The 17,681-nt window shown below is 69.3% G+C and carries 14 protein-coding genes; 8 read left to right on the top strand and 6 right to left on the bottom strand.

Annotated elements, in window-relative coordinates:
* The 4 genes from O7621_RS18850 (at position 1) to O7621_RS18835 (ending at position 6,628) form a co-directional block, all read left to right on the top strand.
* Positions 1 to 1,788 (top strand): cellulose binding domain-containing protein, encoded by a 1,788-nt coding sequence (locus tag O7621_RS18850; RefSeq protein WP_282230473.1) that lies wholly within the window; start codon positions 1 to 3, stop codon positions 1,786 to 1,788.
* 283 nt (positions 1,789 to 2,071) lie between these two features.
* Positions 2,072 to 3,820, top strand: coding sequence for a hypothetical protein (locus tag O7621_RS18845; RefSeq protein ID WP_282230472.1), 1,749 nt, complete (start codon positions 2,072 to 2,074; stop codon positions 3,818 to 3,820).
* Between the two features lie 603 nt (positions 3,821 to 4,423).
* A complete protein-coding gene (locus O7621_RS18840; protein WP_282230471.1) occupies positions 4,424 to 5,713 on the top strand; it encodes an IS701 family transposase in 1,290 nt (429 codons plus the stop codon).
* A gap of 81 nt (positions 5,714 to 5,794) precedes the next feature.
* On the top strand, positions 5,795 to 6,628 hold the full coding sequence (locus tag O7621_RS18835; protein ID WP_282230470.1) for an LppX_LprAFG lipoprotein: 834 nt from the start codon (positions 5,795 to 5,797) through the stop codon (positions 6,626 to 6,628).
* Between the two features lie 120 nt (positions 6,629 to 6,748).
* Here O7621_RS18835 and O7621_RS18830 read toward each other — a convergent pair whose 3' ends face one another.
* The 6 genes from O7621_RS18830 to O7621_RS18805 all read right to left on the bottom strand — a co-directional run bounded on the left by O7621_RS18830 (position 6,749) and on the right by O7621_RS18805 (position 13,441).
* Positions 6,749 to 7,426, bottom strand: a complete 678-nt coding sequence (locus O7621_RS18830; protein ID WP_282230469.1) for a GntR family transcriptional regulator — start codon at positions 7,424 to 7,426, stop codon at positions 6,749 to 6,751.
* 29 nt (positions 7,427 to 7,455) lie between these two features.
* Positions 7,456 to 8,835, bottom strand: a complete 1,380-nt coding sequence (locus O7621_RS18825; protein ID WP_282230468.1) for an MmgE/PrpD family protein — start codon at positions 8,833 to 8,835, stop codon at positions 7,456 to 7,458.
* Entirely contained in the window at positions 8,832 to 10,370 is a 1,539-nt protein-coding gene (locus tag O7621_RS18820; protein WP_282230467.1) for a tripartite tricarboxylate transporter permease, read from the bottom strand. The genes O7621_RS18825 and O7621_RS18820 overlap by 4 nt, the downstream gene beginning before the upstream one ends.
* Before the next feature lie 10 nt (positions 10,371 to 10,380).
* Entirely contained in the window at positions 10,381 to 10,980 is a 600-nt protein-coding gene (locus O7621_RS18815) for a tripartite tricarboxylate transporter TctB family protein (protein ID WP_282230466.1), read from the bottom strand.
* Positions 10,981 to 11,053: 73 nt separating this feature from the next.
* Positions 11,054 to 12,028 (bottom strand): tripartite tricarboxylate transporter substrate-binding protein, encoded by a 975-nt coding sequence (locus tag O7621_RS18810; protein ID WP_282230465.1) that lies wholly within the window; start codon positions 12,026 to 12,028, stop codon positions 11,054 to 11,056.
* A 63-nt stretch (positions 12,029 to 12,091) separates the two neighbouring features.
* A complete protein-coding gene (locus O7621_RS18805; protein ID WP_282230464.1) occupies positions 12,092 to 13,441 on the bottom strand; it encodes an MmgE/PrpD family protein in 1,350 nt (449 codons plus the stop codon).
* 155 nt (positions 13,442 to 13,596) lie between these two features.
* On the opposite strand from O7621_RS18805, the gene O7621_RS18800 reads away from it, so the two are divergent.
* Genes O7621_RS18800 through O7621_RS18785 form a run of 4 tightly spaced genes read left to right on the top strand, consistent with a single transcriptional unit; the run spans position 13,597 to position 17,592 of the window.
* Positions 13,597 to 14,334, top strand: a complete 738-nt coding sequence (locus O7621_RS18800; protein ID WP_282230463.1) for a fumarylacetoacetate hydrolase family protein — start codon at positions 13,597 to 13,599, stop codon at positions 14,332 to 14,334.
* Complete coding sequence (locus O7621_RS18795; RefSeq protein WP_282230462.1) at positions 14,327 to 15,094, top strand: hypothetical protein; 768 nt, start codon at positions 14,327 to 14,329, stop codon at positions 15,092 to 15,094. Before O7621_RS18800 ends, O7621_RS18795 begins: the two co-directional genes overlap by 8 nt.
* Positions 15,095 to 16,105, top strand: a complete 1,011-nt coding sequence (dapA, locus tag O7621_RS18790) for a 4-hydroxy-tetrahydrodipicolinate synthase (protein ID WP_282230461.1) — start codon at positions 15,095 to 15,097, stop codon at positions 16,103 to 16,105.
* The gene (locus tag O7621_RS18785) at positions 16,102 to 17,592 is read left to right on the top strand and encodes an NAD-dependent succinate-semialdehyde dehydrogenase (RefSeq protein ID WP_282230460.1); all 1,491 of its coding nucleotides are present in this window, start codon (positions 16,102 to 16,104) and stop codon (positions 17,590 to 17,592) included. The genes dapA and O7621_RS18785 overlap by 4 nt, the downstream gene beginning before the upstream one ends.
* Positions 17,593 to 17,681 lie beyond the last annotated feature (89 nt).

Here is a 17,681-nt window from a genome sequence, read left to right as displayed (position 1 = left end):
ATGAGGCTCGCCCCCCGTGGCAAGATCCCACCCTCCCAGTTGCGTCGCGGAACCGGCGCGGCGGCGGCACTCGCCGCGGTGACCGCTGCGGTCACCGCGGCGGGCGTCCTGACCGCCCCACCGTCGATGGCCGCGACGCCCGACATCACCGTCAACACCGGCTCGTCGTACCAGACGATCGACGGGTTCGGTGCCGCCACCCCGATCTTCAGCAGCGGCGGCGACCAGTGGACGACCACCGAAACCCAGACGCTCGTCGGCATGGGTCAGGGGCAGCTCGGTCTGTCGATCGTCCGGACCGTCGTGTCACCGACGTCGAGCGAGTGGAGCTGGCCGGTGAGCAGCCTGCGGACGGCCAAGTCCTACGGCTCCGACGTCAAGATCCTCGCGTCGCCATGGACGGCTCCGGCGCACTTCAAGACCAACAACAGCCGGGTCAACGGCGGCAAGCTCAGGACCGACTACTACGACGACTACGCCACCCACCTCAACGACTACGTGCAGTACATGAAGGGACAGGGCGTCACCATCGACGTCACCTCCATCCAGAACGAGCCGGACTGGCACCCCGACTACGACTCGATGGACTGGACCGGCACCGAAATGCGCAACTTCGTCCGCGACCACGGTGCCGCCATCCGGGACACCGAGCTGATGGTCGGTGAGTCGCTGAGGTTCAACCGCGCCTACAGCGACCCCACGCTGTACGACGCCGCCGCGCGCAACAACATCGGGTACGTCGGCGGCCACCTGTACGACACGGAGAACAGCGGAAACCTGTCCCCCTACCCGCTCGCGAACCAGTACGGCAAGAACCAGTGGATGACGGAGTGGAACCTGCACGCCGCCGATGGAAACGGCTCGAACATCTGGGGGGACCCCAGCAACACCGCTGTCTGGAACGAGACGCTGGACGACATCATGCGGACCGTGCACAGGTCGATGGAATCCGGTTGGAGTGCGTACATCTGGTGGTATGGCCGCCGATTCTATTCCTTCATCGGTGACGGCGAGTCACAGTACGGCACCACAAGGGGCGCGCCGCTGCGACGCGGCTACGCCTTCTCCCAGTACGCCAAGTACGTCCGGCCGGGTGACCGACGGGTCGCCCTGTCGAAGAGTTCCCGGGTCTCCGGCCTGGAAGTCACCGCCTACCAGGGGCGGGGCAAGACCACTCTGGTGGTTCTCAACCGATCCAACAGCGTCGTCGACGACGCCGTCGTCCAGATCCCGCAGAACATCTCGACGGCCGAGTACACCGTCACCTCCCGCACCCAGAGCGCCCAGCCACAGCCGGTGAGCGTCAGCGGCGGGCAGGTCACGGTCGACGTCCCTGCGCGGAGCATCTCCACGATCACCCTCACCGAAGGGACCGCACCGCCGACCACCGCACCACCGACGACCGCACCACCGACGACGGCACCACCCACCACCGCACCACCCACTACGGCACCACCGACGACCAACCCGCCGGCCGGCGGCTGCCGGGTGACCAACACGGTCGACGCGTGGAACTCCGGCCTGGTCGACAACATCACCATCACCAACACCGGCACGGCAACGGTCAACGGCTGGTCGTTGAGGTTCACCCTCGCGCCCGGGCAGACCATCACGTCCGGTTGGAACGCCACCTACGCCCCGAACAGCGGTCAGGTGACCGCCACGAACGTCAGCTACAACCCCACCATCCCACCCGGAAAATCGGTCAGCATCGGCTTCCAGGCCACCCACACCGGTAACAGCTCCGCGCCCAGCGGGTTCACCCTCAACGGTGCCACCTGCGGCTGAGCCCGGCGCAACTTGCCCTGAGCCGTACACCGGCCACCTGCGACGGCGGGACAGCAACGGCCGGTGTACGGCTCGGCGGTCATGACAACGGATCCATCCGGAGGTCGGACATGGACCGGTAATCGATCTAGCTTACTGTCAGCGCAGCGTCCACCCCGGGCCTCGCCCTTCGGCACCGGGTCAGGTCGCACTGACCGAAAGGGAATCGATGCGCTGGCTTCAGACATCACGACGGCGCCTGCTGTCCGCCACCGTCCTCATAGCTCTGCCCGCCGCTCTGGCAGTGGCCCAGTCACCGGCCACCGCCAGGCCGCTACCCTCGCCCAGCGGAGCGGCGTTCGACACGCAACTGCTCGCCAAGGCCACCCCGGACGAATGCTTCGCCGGTATCGGCCTGCCCTACCCGGCCGGCCCGCCGTGCGAGTCCGGCCAGGCCAAGGTCAACCAGGCGTACGTGTGGTCGCTCGCCCAGGCCAACGACCGGCTGTGGTTCGGCACCGGGTCGAACGTCAACTGCATCGTCACCGGGGCGACGCTCTCCCTGCCGAACCCCCGGATGACCGACGACTACGTGTGCGAGTTCGCCGAGAGCCAGGTTGCCAAGGATAATCCGATCATGCCGGTCAGCGTCGGTGACCACCGGCAGCCCCGGGCGTACGTCTACGACCTGGCTTCCGGCACGTTGACCGAGAAGACCAGTGACATAACCTCCGCGTCGCCCGATGATCTGTCCCGGCTGCGCCGCACGCTGGGCCTTCGGGCCGGCGGTACCCATCAAGGCGTGGTGCTGCTGGCCGGGCCGGCGCTCGGGGCCACGGTGAGCATGTTCGCCTTCGACACGGTGACCGGTGACTATCTCGGCTCGGCCAACTTCACCCAGTACGGCAACATCCGCAACTTCCTGGTCGCCGACGGCGTGCTGTACGCCGGGGTCGGTGTCGGCCCCAACGGTCGCGACGGCGGGCACATCCTGCGCTGGGCCGGCGACCGGACCGACCCGTTCAACTTCGTCGAGGTCGGGCAGTTGCCGGCGCAGGTCGCCGACCTGGAGTTGCACGACGGCCGGGTCTTCGTCAGCACCTGGTCGGCCGCTGGCAGCGGGTCGGCCGGCGCGCGTACCGCCAAAGGCCGGCGGACCGGCCGGATCGGGGTCACCGATGAGCCAGACCCGGGCATCGCCGGGGTGTGGATGAGCCCTCCGCTGGCCGCCGCCGAGCCGGGTCTGACCCCGGACGACACCGCCGGGTGGACGCAGGTCTGGAGTGCCGCCTCCTACGAGCCGGATCCGGTGATCGCCGGCTCCTACGGGCTCGGCGCGCTGGCCTCGTACCGTGGATACCTCTACTGGGGCACGATGCATGTGCCGATGAAGTCGACCGCGATGGTGGCCGAGGCGTACCCGCCGGTCGACGAACTGGCGGCCCGCACGACGCTGGAGCGGTCGCAGCGGGCGGTGAGCATCTTCCGGGGCAAGCGGTTCGGCACCGCGAGGCAGCGGGTCGACCTGCTGTACGGCGAGGCGGTGCTGCCAGCGTACGACGCCAGCGCGAACGACGGCGCCGGTGCCTGGCGCTGGTCGCTCACTGGCTACCGGGCCAGGTACGGCCACATGGGGTTCGGCAACATCTACAACAACTACACCTGGACGATGGCGGTCTCCGGTGGCCGGCTGTTCGTCGGCACGATGGACTGGAGCTACCTCGCCAAGGACCTGCTGCCGCAGACCGTGGCCGAGATGGGCTATCCGGCGGCGGCCGCCGCGTCGACCGCCGGGCCCGACCCGATCACCATCGATCCGCAGCTGTACGGCGGCGACTTGTGGATGTTCGGCTCGAATCTGCGGCCGGCAACGGCGGTCGACACGCAGGGGCTGGGCGGCAACTACCTCAACTACGGCATCCGCACGATGGTGGCCGACGGATCGACGCTGTACCTCGGCATGGCGAATCCGATGAACCTGCGGACCGATCCGACCGACGACGTGCCGGAGGGCGGCTGGGAGTTGATCAAGCTGACACCGACCGTTCCCTGACCGCGCGCTCACTCCTCAGTGGGCACACACCGCACTCTACATCGGCGGTGTGTGCCCACTCGTCGGTCAGCTACCTGACTGTTCGCTCATGCCGGACATGCGACGGCAGTCGAGGTATGCGGATCGCGGAACAACCGACGGTGAAAGTGGAGCGCGTCAATGCGTCACCCTAGGCTTTGGCGGTCCCGTCACCGTACCGGTGGAGGTTCCATGGTCAGCATCCGATGTCCGTTCGCCGCCCCCGTCTTTGGAATCTCGGTGTACTGGTTCTCGCACGCGAACTGAGGGCGGCCGGTGGCTGCCCCGACGACGCCCAATCCGACACCGCATCCCAGCGCCGAAGCCCGGCGCCCACGGGCCTGACCCAGCAGGCCCGGTGGACAGGGGACAACGGCACGGCGGCTAGTACGGCAGCCGCCATTAGGGCTGTGACCAGGTAGGACGCGTTGGCAGGGTGGTGCGACGTAGACGCAGCCGCCTGTTGATCATGTGTTTGTGAGGACAACAAGATCGAAGGCGGCTGCTGCTGCCAGGGTAGCGGCCGCCCGCGCTGAGCGCGCACGGGCCGAACTGTTGGAGCGAACGCGGTCCTGTTTCGTCCAGGTGCGGACGTGGCTGCACGCGGGCCGGTACGTGTCGGCGCTGGTCAGCAGGATGCCGAAACGCAACGGGTGGACCATCGCCGAGCATGTCGGGGATGCCACGCCGGACCGGACTCAGCGGTTGTTGAACCGGGCGGTGTGGGACGCCGAGGGTGTGGCGAGCCAGGTGCGGCGGTACGCGGCGGCCGGGTTGGACACGGCGGCCGGCCGGCGGCGTGGGTTGGTGGTGGGGGCGCTGGACGAGACCGGGCAGCCGAAGCAGGGCACCGGGACGGCCGGGGTGAAACGGCAGTACATGGGATGCGCCGGTCGGGTCGCCAACGGCATCAACACGGTCCACCTGGCCTATGTGCGGGAACGGACCGGGCACGCCCTGGTCGCCGCCCGGCAGTGGATCCCCGCCGAGCAGATCACCGACCCGGACACCGCCGCGCGGACGGGGCTGCCGACGGACACGCAGTTCCGCACGAAGGGCCAACTCGCGATCGACCTGTGCACCCACGCGTACGCCGACGGCTTGACCTTCGACGTGATCTGCGGTGACGAGGTGTACGGCGGCTGTACCGAACTGAGGGAGTTCCTCGAACAACGTGGGCAGGCGTACGTGCTGCGGGTCGCCTCCACGTTCATGATCCAGATGCCGTCCGGTGACAGGCTGGCCTGCACGCAAGCCGTCACGGGACTCGCCGGCAGGCGCGGTCGTGGCTGGCAGGTCCGCTCGGCCGGTGCCGGGTCGAAGGGACACCGCTGGTACGCGTGGGCGTGGATCGCCACCGCCTCACCCCGCCACCATCTCCTCGTGCGTCGTCACCTGGCCACCGGTGAACTGGCGTTTCACTACTGCTTCGTGCCCGAGGGGCAGCCGGTGGTCGTGTCGCGGCTGGTCCGCGCCGCCGGCCTGCGGTGGCCGGTCGAGGAATGCTTCGAGTTCGGCAAGGACCACTTCGGCCTGGACCAGTGCCAGGCCCGCCTGCACGGGGCGATCGCCCGGCACACCGTGCTGGTCATGGCCGCCCTCGCCGTCTGCGCGGTCACCGCCGCGCGGCTACGCCACCGCACCGACAGCCAGGCACCCCCACCGACCACACCCGACCAGCCGCCACCGACCGAGCCCGGACTGATCCCACTGACCGTGCCCGAGATAGGACGGCTTCTCGCTGACGCCCTCCACCACCCACAACCACCCGACCACGCCCTCAACTGGCTGACCTGGCGACGACGCCACCAGGCCCGAGCCCGCTGGTTCCACCAACGCACCCGACTCAACCGCGAATACGCCCTGGTCAACTAGCAAATGGCGGCTGCCGTACTAGGATTTCGCCCGGCAGAACCACGCACACACCGACTGGGAGTTCACTTCGTGCACACTACAATGAGGACAGCACTGCTGGCGGGTGCCTCGGCAGCGGTCCTCGCCGTCACCGCCTGTGGCGGCTCATCAGCCACAACGGACGAAGGCGGCGCCGAGACGTCCGGCGTACTGGCGCAGCTCGCCAGCGACGCCACCGGCTCGCTGCAGAAGACCGTGGAGACCACCACCAGCGCCAACTCGGCAGCGGTGACGATGACCGGCACCAGCGGTGGGGAACCGGTCGACGTCAGCGGCGTCATCAGCTTCGGCGACTCACCGGCCGCCGAGCTGACCCAGGTCGACCCCGAGGACGGCGAGATCACCGTACGGGTGATCGGCACCGCGTTCTACGTGAGCATCCCCGAGGCCGATCAGGCGTCCATGGACGGCAAGAAGTGGTTCAAGATGGACTTCGCCGCCCTCGGTCAGACCTCGGACGACCTCGCTCAACAGCTCGAAGGCTTGGACCCGGTGCAGAACGTCCGGACCCTGCTGGAGGGTGCGGAGGTCACCGTTGTCGGCGAGGAGACCATCGACGGCGTGCCGACCGTGCACTACACGTCGGTCACCCCGGTGGACACCTACCTGGAGCAGTTCGAGGCCGAGATCCGCGCAGGCGTCGAGGAACAGCTCGCCACGGCGGAGATCACCGAGGTCGCCGTCGACGTGTGGGTCGACGAGCAGTACCAGCCACGTCGAGTGCGGATCGTCATGGGCACGATGAGCGACATGACGATGAACTACACCGACTACGGCAAGGCGGTCACCATCGAGGCACCGCCGGCCGCCGAGACGGCCGACTTCGCCGAGCTGATGCAGGACCTGCAGGATCTCGCCGACGAACTCGAGGGCTGACCTGCGCCGACCAGTGCCGCCACCCGGCGTCCTGGTCGTGGCCTGTCGCCGGAAGCAGGTTCCCTGCTTCCGGCGACACCGGCTCACAGACAGAGTCACCGCAGCACGTTGAGCTCGCCATCACCACGCGGCTCTGGAGCTCACGGTGTCACGGGCGGCGAAGGCCCGTAGCGTCCGGAGCTTGTGGTCCCGGGCCACCCGTTCGATCTCGTTGCTTGACGCGCCCGCTTCGATCAACGCCACTATCCGTTCGTGCTCGTCGATCGACTGCTCGGGTCGTCCCGGCATCATGCCGAACGCCGACCGGCGGATGGTCTCCAGCCGTGCCCATTCCCGTGAATGGGTAGTCCTCAGGTAGGCGTTGGGGCACGCGCTGCAGATCAGTTCATGGAAGGACCGGTTGAGCAGGGTGAAAGCGCGGAGATCGCCGGCCCCGAGACTTTCCTTCATCCGCGCGTTGACGTCGCGTGCCTCGGTCAATTGCGCGCTGTTCAGGTAGGGAGCGGCCTGTGCCGTCGCGGCACCCTCGACGATGGCGAGCACCTCCACCGTCTCGACGTAGGTGTCCGGGTCGATCGCGGCCACAACGGCCCCTACGTTTGGTGTGAAATCCACCAGCCCTTCGGCCTCGAGCCGACGCAGCGCCTCGCGCACCGGCAGCGCACTGACCTGTAGATCGCCGGCGAGTCTGCTGAGCACCAGCCGGTGCCCGGGCAGATAGGAGCCGTCGAGAATCCGGGACCGGATGGCCTGATAGGCGATCTCGGCCTTGGAATGGTTGCTACGTTCGACGATCATCGTTTTCCTGCCTCTGTCCCCACACCAGGCTACTGGTCACTATCGGTAGCGCCACGCATTCGATCGATCAGGGCCAGGGCGTCAGGTAGGTCGTCCAGCTGCTCCCAGCCTAGCCGCTCGACAAAGTCGTCCCGGTGCCCAGCGGCCCGGGCGAGGCGCTCCGCCTTGCCGCGTACCAGGGAAGGGGTCTCCGGATCGTCAGCGGCTCCCCGCACTCGACCCACAGTAGACAGCTGTCGGCCGGCAACGAGTTCGACCCGCACGGACGCCTCGCGCCGGAACAGCCCGTCGGCTGCGGCGCCTTCGACCACGTCGATCCGTTCGATGACGTCGAGCAGTTCCGGACGTGCCATCGCCTCCGGCGTGAACTGGTCGAGAAAGACATCCCCGTCGAGTAGGTAGCTGGCCAGACAGAACCGGAGGTTCATCTGCGCGGACGCCCTGGACGACGGTGTCCACCCGAAGCCGACCGCCCGGTACGCGGCCGGATCCAGCTGAACCTCCACCTGACGGACGGTCGTGGCGTCCACCACCGCCCCGGTCCGCAGTTGCCGGAGCGCCTCCAACGCGGGATGGATGGGAAACCGGCAGGCCCAGAACTTGAACCTGGTGTGCAGCATCGCCCAGCCACCTTCGGGTTGCGCCGCAGCCAGGCCGGAGTCCCAGCTGTCGGCACCGCCGGAGACGACCGGGAAGAACCCACCGTACGGGCGCTCCAGCATGTCGGATCCGCTGGTGAAACCCTCCGCCGCGAGCAACGCGGCAAAGGTGCCGTTGCGGGCGGCGACCCCAGCGAGCAGTCGCTTGCCCATCCCACCGTGCTGGGTGGCCATCAGGCCGCAGGCCTGCTGGGCGGCGTGACCGATCGCGTGGCTCAACCCGGTCGCGTCGAGACCGAGCACCCGGCCCGCGGCGACCGCGGCGGCGAAGGTGGCGATCACGCTGGGTCCGTGGAACCCGACCACCGCGTGCGGGGTCCGGCCCACCACCGCCTGGATGCGCGCGGCGACCTCGCAGCCGGCGACGAGCGCGACCATCAGCTCCCGCCCACTGAGGCCGGCGGCGAGCGGCGCCACCGCCAGGGCAGGCGGCAGCACCGACGCGCCGTAGTGCTGTCCCACCGCCACGTCGTCGAGCTCGTGGGCGTGCACCGCCGTGGCGTTGACCATCGCGGCGCTCGGCGGGGACATCGGACGTCGGGCCGCCCAGGTGGCTGCCGGCCCTGCCGGTTCGACCCGGGCCAGGGCCCTGGTGAGCAGATCGACTTCGTCGCTGTCGACGCCGACGGTCGCGCAGGCCGCGGTGTCCAGCACCAGCAGCCGGACGTGCCGCCGGACCGGCTCCGGTAGATCGTCGAAGCGCAGTGCCGCCGCGTACCGCCCGAGCGTCTGTGACACGGTCTCGGTCACGACCCACCTCCCGGCGCCGTCGGAGCGGTCACCGTCCGGGCGTGGCGGCGCCGCAGCAGTTGGATCGGCCACTGCGCCAGCGGCAACAGCAGCACCAGTACGGCGAGACTGAGCATCACGACGGACAACGGGGTGCTGACGAAGCCCTCGTAGCTGCCGCGTGAGATCACCAGGGTCCGCGCCCACTCCTGCTCCAGCAGCGGCCCGAGCACGATACCCATCACCGCCGGCGCGAGCGGGATGCCCAGCAGCCGGAACGTCAGACCGATGACGCCCAGTCCGAGCACCACGAACAGCAGCACCGGGGTACGCCCGATACTGTAGGCGCCGACCGTGGAGATCACGATGATCAGCGGGTACAGGATCGCGCCGGGAATCTCCAGCAGCTTCACCCAGATCCCGACCAGCGGCACGTTGAGCACCAGCAGCATGGCGTTGGCCACCAGCAGCCCGCCGATCACCCCCCAGACGAGTTCCGGGTTGTTCTGCAACATCAGCGGACCGGTCTGGACTCCGAAGCCCTGCAGGGCACCGAGCATCAACGCGGTCGCGGCCGATCCGGGGATACCGAGGGTGAGCAGCGGCACGAACGAGCCGCCGGAGCCGGCGTTGTCCGCGGCCGACGGCCCGGCGAGCCCCTCGATGCTGCCCCGTCCGAACTCCTCCGGGTGCTTCGCCAGCCGACGTTCCAGGTTGTACGACAGGAAGGTGGCGACCGTGCCGCCGAGGCCCGGCAGCACTCCGACGACGAAGCCGAGCACGGAACCGCGCAGGTACGGCGGGACCGATCGACGCCATTCCTGCCGCGTCATGTACAGCTTGCCGATGACGGCCGGCTTCGCCGGACCGGCACCGAGGTTGGCCAGATTCAGCACCACCACGCTGACCGCGTAGAGGCCGATCGCGACCAGCGACAGGTCGATACCGGAACGCAGTTCGGCGATCCCGAACACGAAACGCTCGTCCCCGCTGATGCTGTGCGTGCCGATCGTGCCGAGGGCCAGGCCCACGGTGAGGGCGAACAGGCCCGGCCACAGCCGGTCACCCATGAGGGTGGTGGTGGCCAGCGCGAAGGCGATGAGGGCGAAGTAGTCGGCCGGGCTGAGCTGGACCGCGACGTCGACGATCGGCCGGGCGACGAAGACGATCGCCGTGGTCGCCAGCAGCCCGCCGACGAACGAGCCGACCCCGTTGCTGAGCAGTGCGGCGCCGGCCCTCCCCCGCAGGGTCATCTGGTGGCCGTCGAAGACCGAGACGATCCCCGACGATTCGCCGGGCAGCCCGAGCAGGATGCTGGTGATCGACCCGGCGTACATCGAGCCGTAGAACACGCCACCGAACAGGATGATCGCGCCGAGCGGATCGCCGAGGGAGAAGGCGACCGGCAGCAGCATCGCCATGGTCATGGTCGGACCGAGTCCGGGCAGTACCCCGACGATGGTGCCGAGTGCCGCGCCGGCCAGCGCGTACAGCAGGTAGATCGGCAGCAGCGCGGTGGTGAGGCCGGCCAGCATCTGGCCGAGGTCGTCAATCATCTCCGGTCACCTAGAACGGCAGGGCCAGCAGGCCGGGCGGGAGTGTGATGCCGAGCAGGCCGAACAGCCAGCCGATCCCCACGGTCAACGCGGCCGACAGGCCGAGGGAGGCTACCGGTCGGCGCCAGAAGTAGGCACCCATGCCGGCGAGCAGCCCGAAGGTCGACAGGGCGTAGCCGAGTGGGAAGAACGTCGCGACGTACACAGTGGTGGCGCCGAGCGCGGTGACGAGACGCCACGGGGACGCGACCGGCTCCGCGTCGTGACCGCCACCGGGCGCGCTGTCCTGGACAATCGCCGGACTCTCCGGCCCGCCCGCCGGACGCTCCTGGCCGATGTCTGCCGTGGCACGCCAGCGCAGGTACCGCAGCACGGCACCGAGAAGCATGCCGGTGGCCGCGAACACCATTGCGGTCCCGACGATGGTCGGGAAGGTGGCGGCGGAGACCGGTGTCGGGCGCCCTGGCGGCGGCAGGACCAGAGCCTGCCACAGGAAGGCACCTGCCAGGACCCAGAGGATGCCGTAGGAGACGACCCGTCTGCGCAGGTCACGCCCGACCGCCCGGCGTCGGTGTGACGCGGCCTCGGTGGGCGACGCGGTAGGCGACACGAGTGTCCTTCCGTTCCGTGCTCGCGGCTGGTGGGTGACGGGCGGCCAGCAGGGCCGCCCGTCACCCGGGCGGTCAGCTGTTGATCAGCCCGATCGTTTCCAGGGCGCCTTGCAGCGAGGCTGCCTCCTCGTCGAGGAAGTCGGCGAAGTCGTCGCCGGCGAGGTAGTCGACCTCCCAGCCGTACTGCTGGGCCGCCTGCTGGAAGGAGTCGGCCTGAACGGCCCGTTCCAGTGCGGCGTACCAGAAGTCCAGGGCGGGTTGCCCCATCGTCGGAGGGGCGAAGACGCCTCGCCAGCTGCCCTGGACGACCTCGTACCCGCTTTCGGTGTAGGTCGGGACGTCCGGTGCGGCCGCAACGCGTTCGGCGGCGGAGATGGCCAGGGCCCGGAAATCGCCCTTCTCGACGAACTGCATCGACTCCAGCCCGCCGGAGATCACGTCCGCGTTGCCGCCGAGCAGGGCGAGCTCGGTCTCCCCGCCGGACAGCGGCAGGTACGAGACCTGGTCGAACGGCACCCCGACGGCGGTGGTGAAGCGGGCGATGGCCAGGTTCGACGGGCTGCCGAGCGACCCGCCGGCGAAGGTCAGCGAGCTGGCGTCCTCGCTCAGCCGCCGCGCGACGTCGTCGACCGTCTGCAGGTCGGAGTCGGCACGGACGTACATGGTCGAGTACTCCTTGAACAGCAGGGCGACCGGCGTCAGTTCGGTGATCTGGAAGTCGTCCGGTTTCTGCAGCGACGTGGTCAGCGACGAGATCGAGGTCAGCTGCAGGATGTCGTCGGTTCCTTCCGGGGACCGACCGAGCTTCTCGGCGGCGATCAGCCCGGAACCGCCCGGCAGGTGGTCGATGCCCATCGGCACGGTGACGGCCGGGTCGGCCTTCAACGCCTGGATGGTGGTGTTGATCGCGAGGTCGATCCCGCCACCCGGTTCGAAACCGGACAGGAACGTGATGCGGTCGGTCGGGTAGTCCGCCTCACTGGCAGCGTCGCCGCCAGCGGCCTGGCATCCGGTGAGTGCGACCACGACCGAGGTCGCGGCGGCCACGCCTATCGTGTGGAGATTTCGACGCATGGTTACCTCCAGACAGAACGATGGTGATGGTGGGGTTCAGTTGGTTGCGTGCAATGTGGTGAGCAGGTCGAGCGCCGAGCCGAGTTCGGCGCTGGACCAGGCCAGGTCGAACGCGTGCCCGGCCCGGTCAGCACCGAGCCGACGGGTGGTCAGGCTGAGGAACTTGGACCGCAGGTCGTCGTGGTCGAGCGGGTTGGCTTCGTGGCCGCGTGGGTTGCGACTGACGATCGTGTGCTCGGTGCCGTCACGCAGGTGCGCCACCAGGCGTACGCCGATCTCGGCGGGCCAGCGGGAGTCGATGTCGGGGTCGGGCACGACGGTGATCCGCCGCATCAGATCCCTGGCGTGCGGGTCGGTGATCGCCTCAGGGGTGAACGCGTCCTCGTCGACCCGGCCGGCGGACAGCGCCCGCCACACCGCGTACGGCAGGCTGTGGTCGGCCGTCTCCCGCGTCTTCGGATCCCACTTCTCCGGCTCGCTGCCCGACTCGTGGGCGAGGAACTTCGCCGTGTGGAAGGTGAGCCGTTCCACGTCCCGCCAGCTGGCGATCCGTTCCCGTAGGTCGAGCGCCGCCCAGATGGCGGGTTGGATGTTGTACGCCACCGGCCAGAACTTCAGTCGGGTCCCGGTGAGCTTCCAGTTGCCGTCGAACGGCGCGATCTCCAGCCGGCCCGCCTCCCCGGTGAGCAGTTCCACGATGCCGTGCCGACCGTCGAACGGCGCTGCCGGCCCGGTCATGCCACGGGCGGCGAGTCCGACGGTGAACACGGCGTCCCGGGTGCTGAACGCGGTGGCGACGCCCTTGTAGTCGGACAGCTGTCCGGCTCGGCTGGCGCGCAGTTGCAGGCCGTTGGTGGCGGCGATGGCAATGGCGTCGCGGGTCTGCTGTTCGTTCAGGTCGTACAGCAGGGCCAGGCCAACGGTCGCCGCGATCGAGATGCCGTAGCCCTGGTCGATCGTCTGTGGACGGCGGATCAGCACGGTCTCGGCGAACCGGGTGTAGACCTCGTGCGCCGCGGCGACGGCGCGGTGCAGTTGTGCCCCACTCGCGGCGGTGGCCGCCACGGCGGCGATCAGCGCGCCGATCAGGTCGCTGGGGTGCCCCGCCGGGTAGGTGTCGTTGAAGTCCAGGTAGCGGATCGCGGCGGTGTTCGCGAAAGCCGCCTGCTCCACGGCGACGCGCTCCGGTCGTCCGATCAGTACTCCGTCGCCGGGCGGACTCATCTCCCGGGCCGCGCGGGCGGCGAGGCAGTCCTGGCCGGCCACCGCGCACGCGACAGTGTCGACGATGACGTCCCGAACCCGCCCGGCGGCGTCCGGGGGGATCCGCGCGTGGCGAACGTCCATTGCGAAAGCGGTGATCGACTCGAGCGTGGCGTCTGCCATCGGGCGCCTCCTGACAAGGTGATGGGGTGCGGCAGACCGTATCACGCATCTGATACGATCTGGAAGCCTCCCAGCAACATCTGGCTGATCTGCCGGATACAGGGTGACAATTATTGATACGATTAGGCGAAGTGCGGGGCACCTGGATGCAGGAAATGATCCGAAGGCCGTCGAAGGTCGTCGCTGTCCACCTCAACTACCGGTGCCGCGCCGCCGAGCGCGGCAAGACCCCGGAGTTCCCCTCCTACTTCCTCAAACCGCCCAGCTCGGTCACCACGTCAGGAGTCTTGGCCCGCCCCGCCGGCACTCGGCTGCTCGGATTCGAGGGCGAGATCGCGTTGGTTCTGGGCACCACCGCGACACGCGTCGACCCGGCCGACGGCTGGCGGCACGTGGCGGCGGTGACCGCCGCCAACGACTTCGGCATCTACGACATGCGCGCCGCCGATGGCGGTTCCAACGTCCGCTCCAAGGGTGCGGACGGCTTCCTGCCCGTCGGTCCCCGCCTCATCGACGCGGGCCTGGTGTCACCCGGACGGCTGCGGATCCGCACCTGGCTCAACGGTGTGCCCGTCCAGCAGGCGACGACCGAACAGATGCTGTTCGACTTCGGCTACCTGATCGCCGACCTGTCCCAGACACTCACTCTGGAACCCGGCGACATCGTCCTCACCGGCACCCCCGCCGGTGCCTCGGTCGCTGTCCCCGGCGACGAGGTCGAGGTCGAGGTGGACGACCCGACGGCCGCCGGGCCGGTCACCAGCGGGCGGCTCGCCACCCGGATCACTGCCGGATCCCATCCGTACCGCATCGGTGCCCGACCCCACACGGACCCGGCGCTGGAACGGCTGGCCTGGGGCGAGGGACGGGTCCCAGGAGGCATTGATGGCTGATCCAACCCCCGGGCACCAGCCGCCGCGCGCGCCCGCCGAGCAGCCCCCCGTGGACGCACCGCTGCTCGACCAGCTCCGGACGATCGCCACCGCCACCCTCAGCGCCCAGCTGCACAAACGGGGATACCGCACCGCCAACATCGAGGGAGTCCGCGCCAACCGTCCGGGGAGCCGCCTCGCCGGGGTCGCCCGGACGCTGCGGCTCGTACCGTTCCGCGTCGACCTGTTCGATGCTCATGGTGGCGGCTACAACGCCCAGAAGCAGGCGTTCGACACCCTGCGGCAAGACGACGTCCTGGTGATCGAGGCCCGTGGGGAGCTGCGCGCCGGCACCCTCGGTGACGTGCTCGCCGCCCGGGCGGCCCATCTCGGTGCGGCCGGCATCGTGACCGACGGCTGCGTCCGCGACGCCACCGCCGTGGCCGCCCTCGGCATCCCCACCTTCGCCGCAGCGCCCCATCCCGCGCTCATCGGCCGGCTGCACGTGCCGTGGTCGACCGACGAGACGATCAGCTGTGGTGGCGCGACCGTGCAACCCGGCGACGTCATCGTCGGTGACGACGACGGTGTCGTGGTCATCCCGGTGCGGCTGGCCCGGTCGGTGGCTCGCGACGCCGCCGCCCAGGAACTGGAGGAACAGTTCATCAGCGAGGCGGTGCAGCGCGGTGAACCGCTCGACGGCCTGTATCCGATGAATCCCGCCTGGCGCGAGCGGTTCGACGCCTGGCGGCGTGCTACATCCGACCCCGAGGAGAAGTAGATGCGCTGGCGCAACAACCCGGCCGACCTGCGTGGTTCCATCGCAGCCCTGGTCACGCCGTTCACCGACGACGGTGACCTCGACCTGGAAAGCCTGCACCGGCTGGTCCGTCACCAGCTCGCACACGGCTCTCACGGGATATCGATCGGCGGTTCCACCGGTGAGCCGAGCGCCCAGACCCTCGCTGAACGGGCGACCGCCATCCGTGCCGTGGGGCGGGCCGTCGCGGACCGGGCGTACTTTGTGCCCGGCACCGGATCGGCCAAGCTCGACGAGACCCTCGAACTGACCGCGGTCGCGGCCGAGGCCGGAGCGGACGCCGTGCTGGTGATCACCCCGTACTACGCACGCCCCACCCAGGAGGCACTTTTCCACTGGTACCGGACGATTGCCCAGGAATTCCCCGACATGCCGATCATCGCCTACAACGTTCCCGGTCGGACCGCCGTCGACCTGGCACCCGAGACCGTGCAACGGCTCTACACCGAGATCGACAACTTCGTCGGTGTCAAGGAGACCACGACCGACTTCCAGCACTTCTCCCGCGTCATCCGGCTCTGCGGCCCGGACCTGCTGGTCTGGTCCGGGATCGAACTGCTCTGCCTACCGCTACTCGCGATCGGCGGGGCCGGGTTCATCTCCGCGACGGCCAACCTCGCCCCCGCCGCCCACGTCGAGCTGTACCAGGCCTGGGTCCAGGGTGACCAGGCCACCGCCCAACGTATCCACTACGGAATGCACCCCTTGGTCGATCTGTTGTTCGTCGAGACCAACCCTGCACCGAGCAAGTGGGTGCTGCACCAGCTCGGTCTGCTCGACTCGCCACGGGTGCGACCACCGCTCATCGAGCCGACACCTGCAGCCGTCGAACGGATCAGCGAGCTGCTCGCGGAAGGCGCCGTCCTCGTCTCACCGACCAGCGCGGACGTCCGACCGTCCGGCACGGACATCGGGACAGCAGCCGCAGAAGTCCGGCCGGGAACGGCAGACGCCAAGGTCAGCGCTCCATGATTACCGCGACGTCACCGACGGGAACGACCACACCGTTGCGCTCGCTGCTGTTCATCGACGGCCAATGGTGCGAGGCCAGCGACGGCGCCCGGTTCGATGTCGTCGATCCGGCCGCCGGACGGCCGGTCGGCTCAGCCGCCAACGCTGGCGCGGCGGACGTCCGCCGGGCGATCGACGCCGCGGCGACGGCGTCCGCCCACTGGCGTGCCACCCCGGCACCCGACCGCGCCAGGCTCCTGCGCCGCAGCGCCGAGCTGCTTCGCGAGCGCACCGACGCGATTGCGGCGGTGCTCACCGCGGAGCAGGGAAAACCGCTTGCCGAGGCGGCCAGCGAGGTCACGTACGCCGCTAGGTTCTTTGACTGGTTCAGCGGCGAGGCCGAGCGGGTGTACGGACAACTGGTCCCGGCGGCCGACGCGACGCATCGGATCGCCGTATCGCGGCAGCCCGTCGGCGTGACCGCCGCGATCACCCCGTGGAACTTTCCCGCCGCCATGGTCGCCCGCAAGGTCTCCGTCGCGCTGGCCGCCGGCTGCACCACGATCGTGAAGCCGGCCGAGGCCACCCCGCTGACCGCCGCGATGCTGCTCGCGGCGGTGTCCGACGCCGGCTGTCCGGCCGGGGTGGCCAACCTGGTGACACCGGCCGATCCGACGGTCTTCTCCGACGCCGTGTTCCGCGACGTACGGGTCAGGAAGGTCTCCTTCACCGGCTCGACGGAGGTCGGCAAACATCTCATCCGCCGCTCCGCCGACCAGGTGAAACGCCTGTCGCTGGAGCTCGGCGGGCACGCGCCCTATGTGATCTTCGACGACGCGGACCCGGAGGAGGCGGTCGAGCAGATCATCGCGTCCAAGTTTCGCAACGCCGGCCAGACCTGCATCTGCGCCAACCGCATCTACGTCCACCGTCCTCTCCATCAGGTGGTGCTGCAGCGGCTGGCGGCCCGCGCCGCCGAGCTGACAGTCGGACCGGGCGACGCCGCCCGGACGCAGATCGGCCCGCTCATCGACGCCGCCGCGCTGGCCAAGGTGGCCGAGCACGTCCGCGACGCGGTCGACAAGGGAGCCCGAGTCGTCACCGGCGGGAGCCGGCTGACCGGCGACGGACTCGCCGATGGCTTCTTCTACGCTCCCACCGTCATCGACGGCGTCACCCCCGACATGCGGATGTGCCGGGAGGAGACGTTCGGCCCGGTGGCCGGGGTCGCCGCCTTCGACACCGAGGCAGAGGCGTTACGGCTCGCGAACGACACCGACTACGGTCTGGCCGCCTACTTTCACACCCGCGACTATGCCCGCCTCACCCGGGTCGCTGAACAGCTGGACTACGGAGTGATCGGGGCGAACACCGGACTCGTCAGCGCCGCCAACGCACCGTTCGGCGGGATGAAGGAGTCAGGTTACGGTCGCGAGGGCGGTGCGGCGGGGATCGACGACTACCTGGAGACCAAGTACCTGCTGGTTGGCGGAGTGGACCCGGCGTAGACACCTGCGTCGGTGGTCGGCGGCGCGCCCGGAGTCCCCGGCGCGAACCGGGGCTCCGGGCGCGGGGGTCCGAGATGTGGTCTCGGACC

It is taken from the genome of Solwaraspora sp. WMMD937 (assembly GCF_029581175.1).
Lineage (GTDB): Bacteria > Actinomycetota > Actinomycetes > Mycobacteriales > Micromonosporaceae > Micromonospora_E.
The sequence above is the reverse complement of the archived record's forward strand: the minus strand, read 5'-3'. Positions and strand labels throughout refer to the sequence as shown.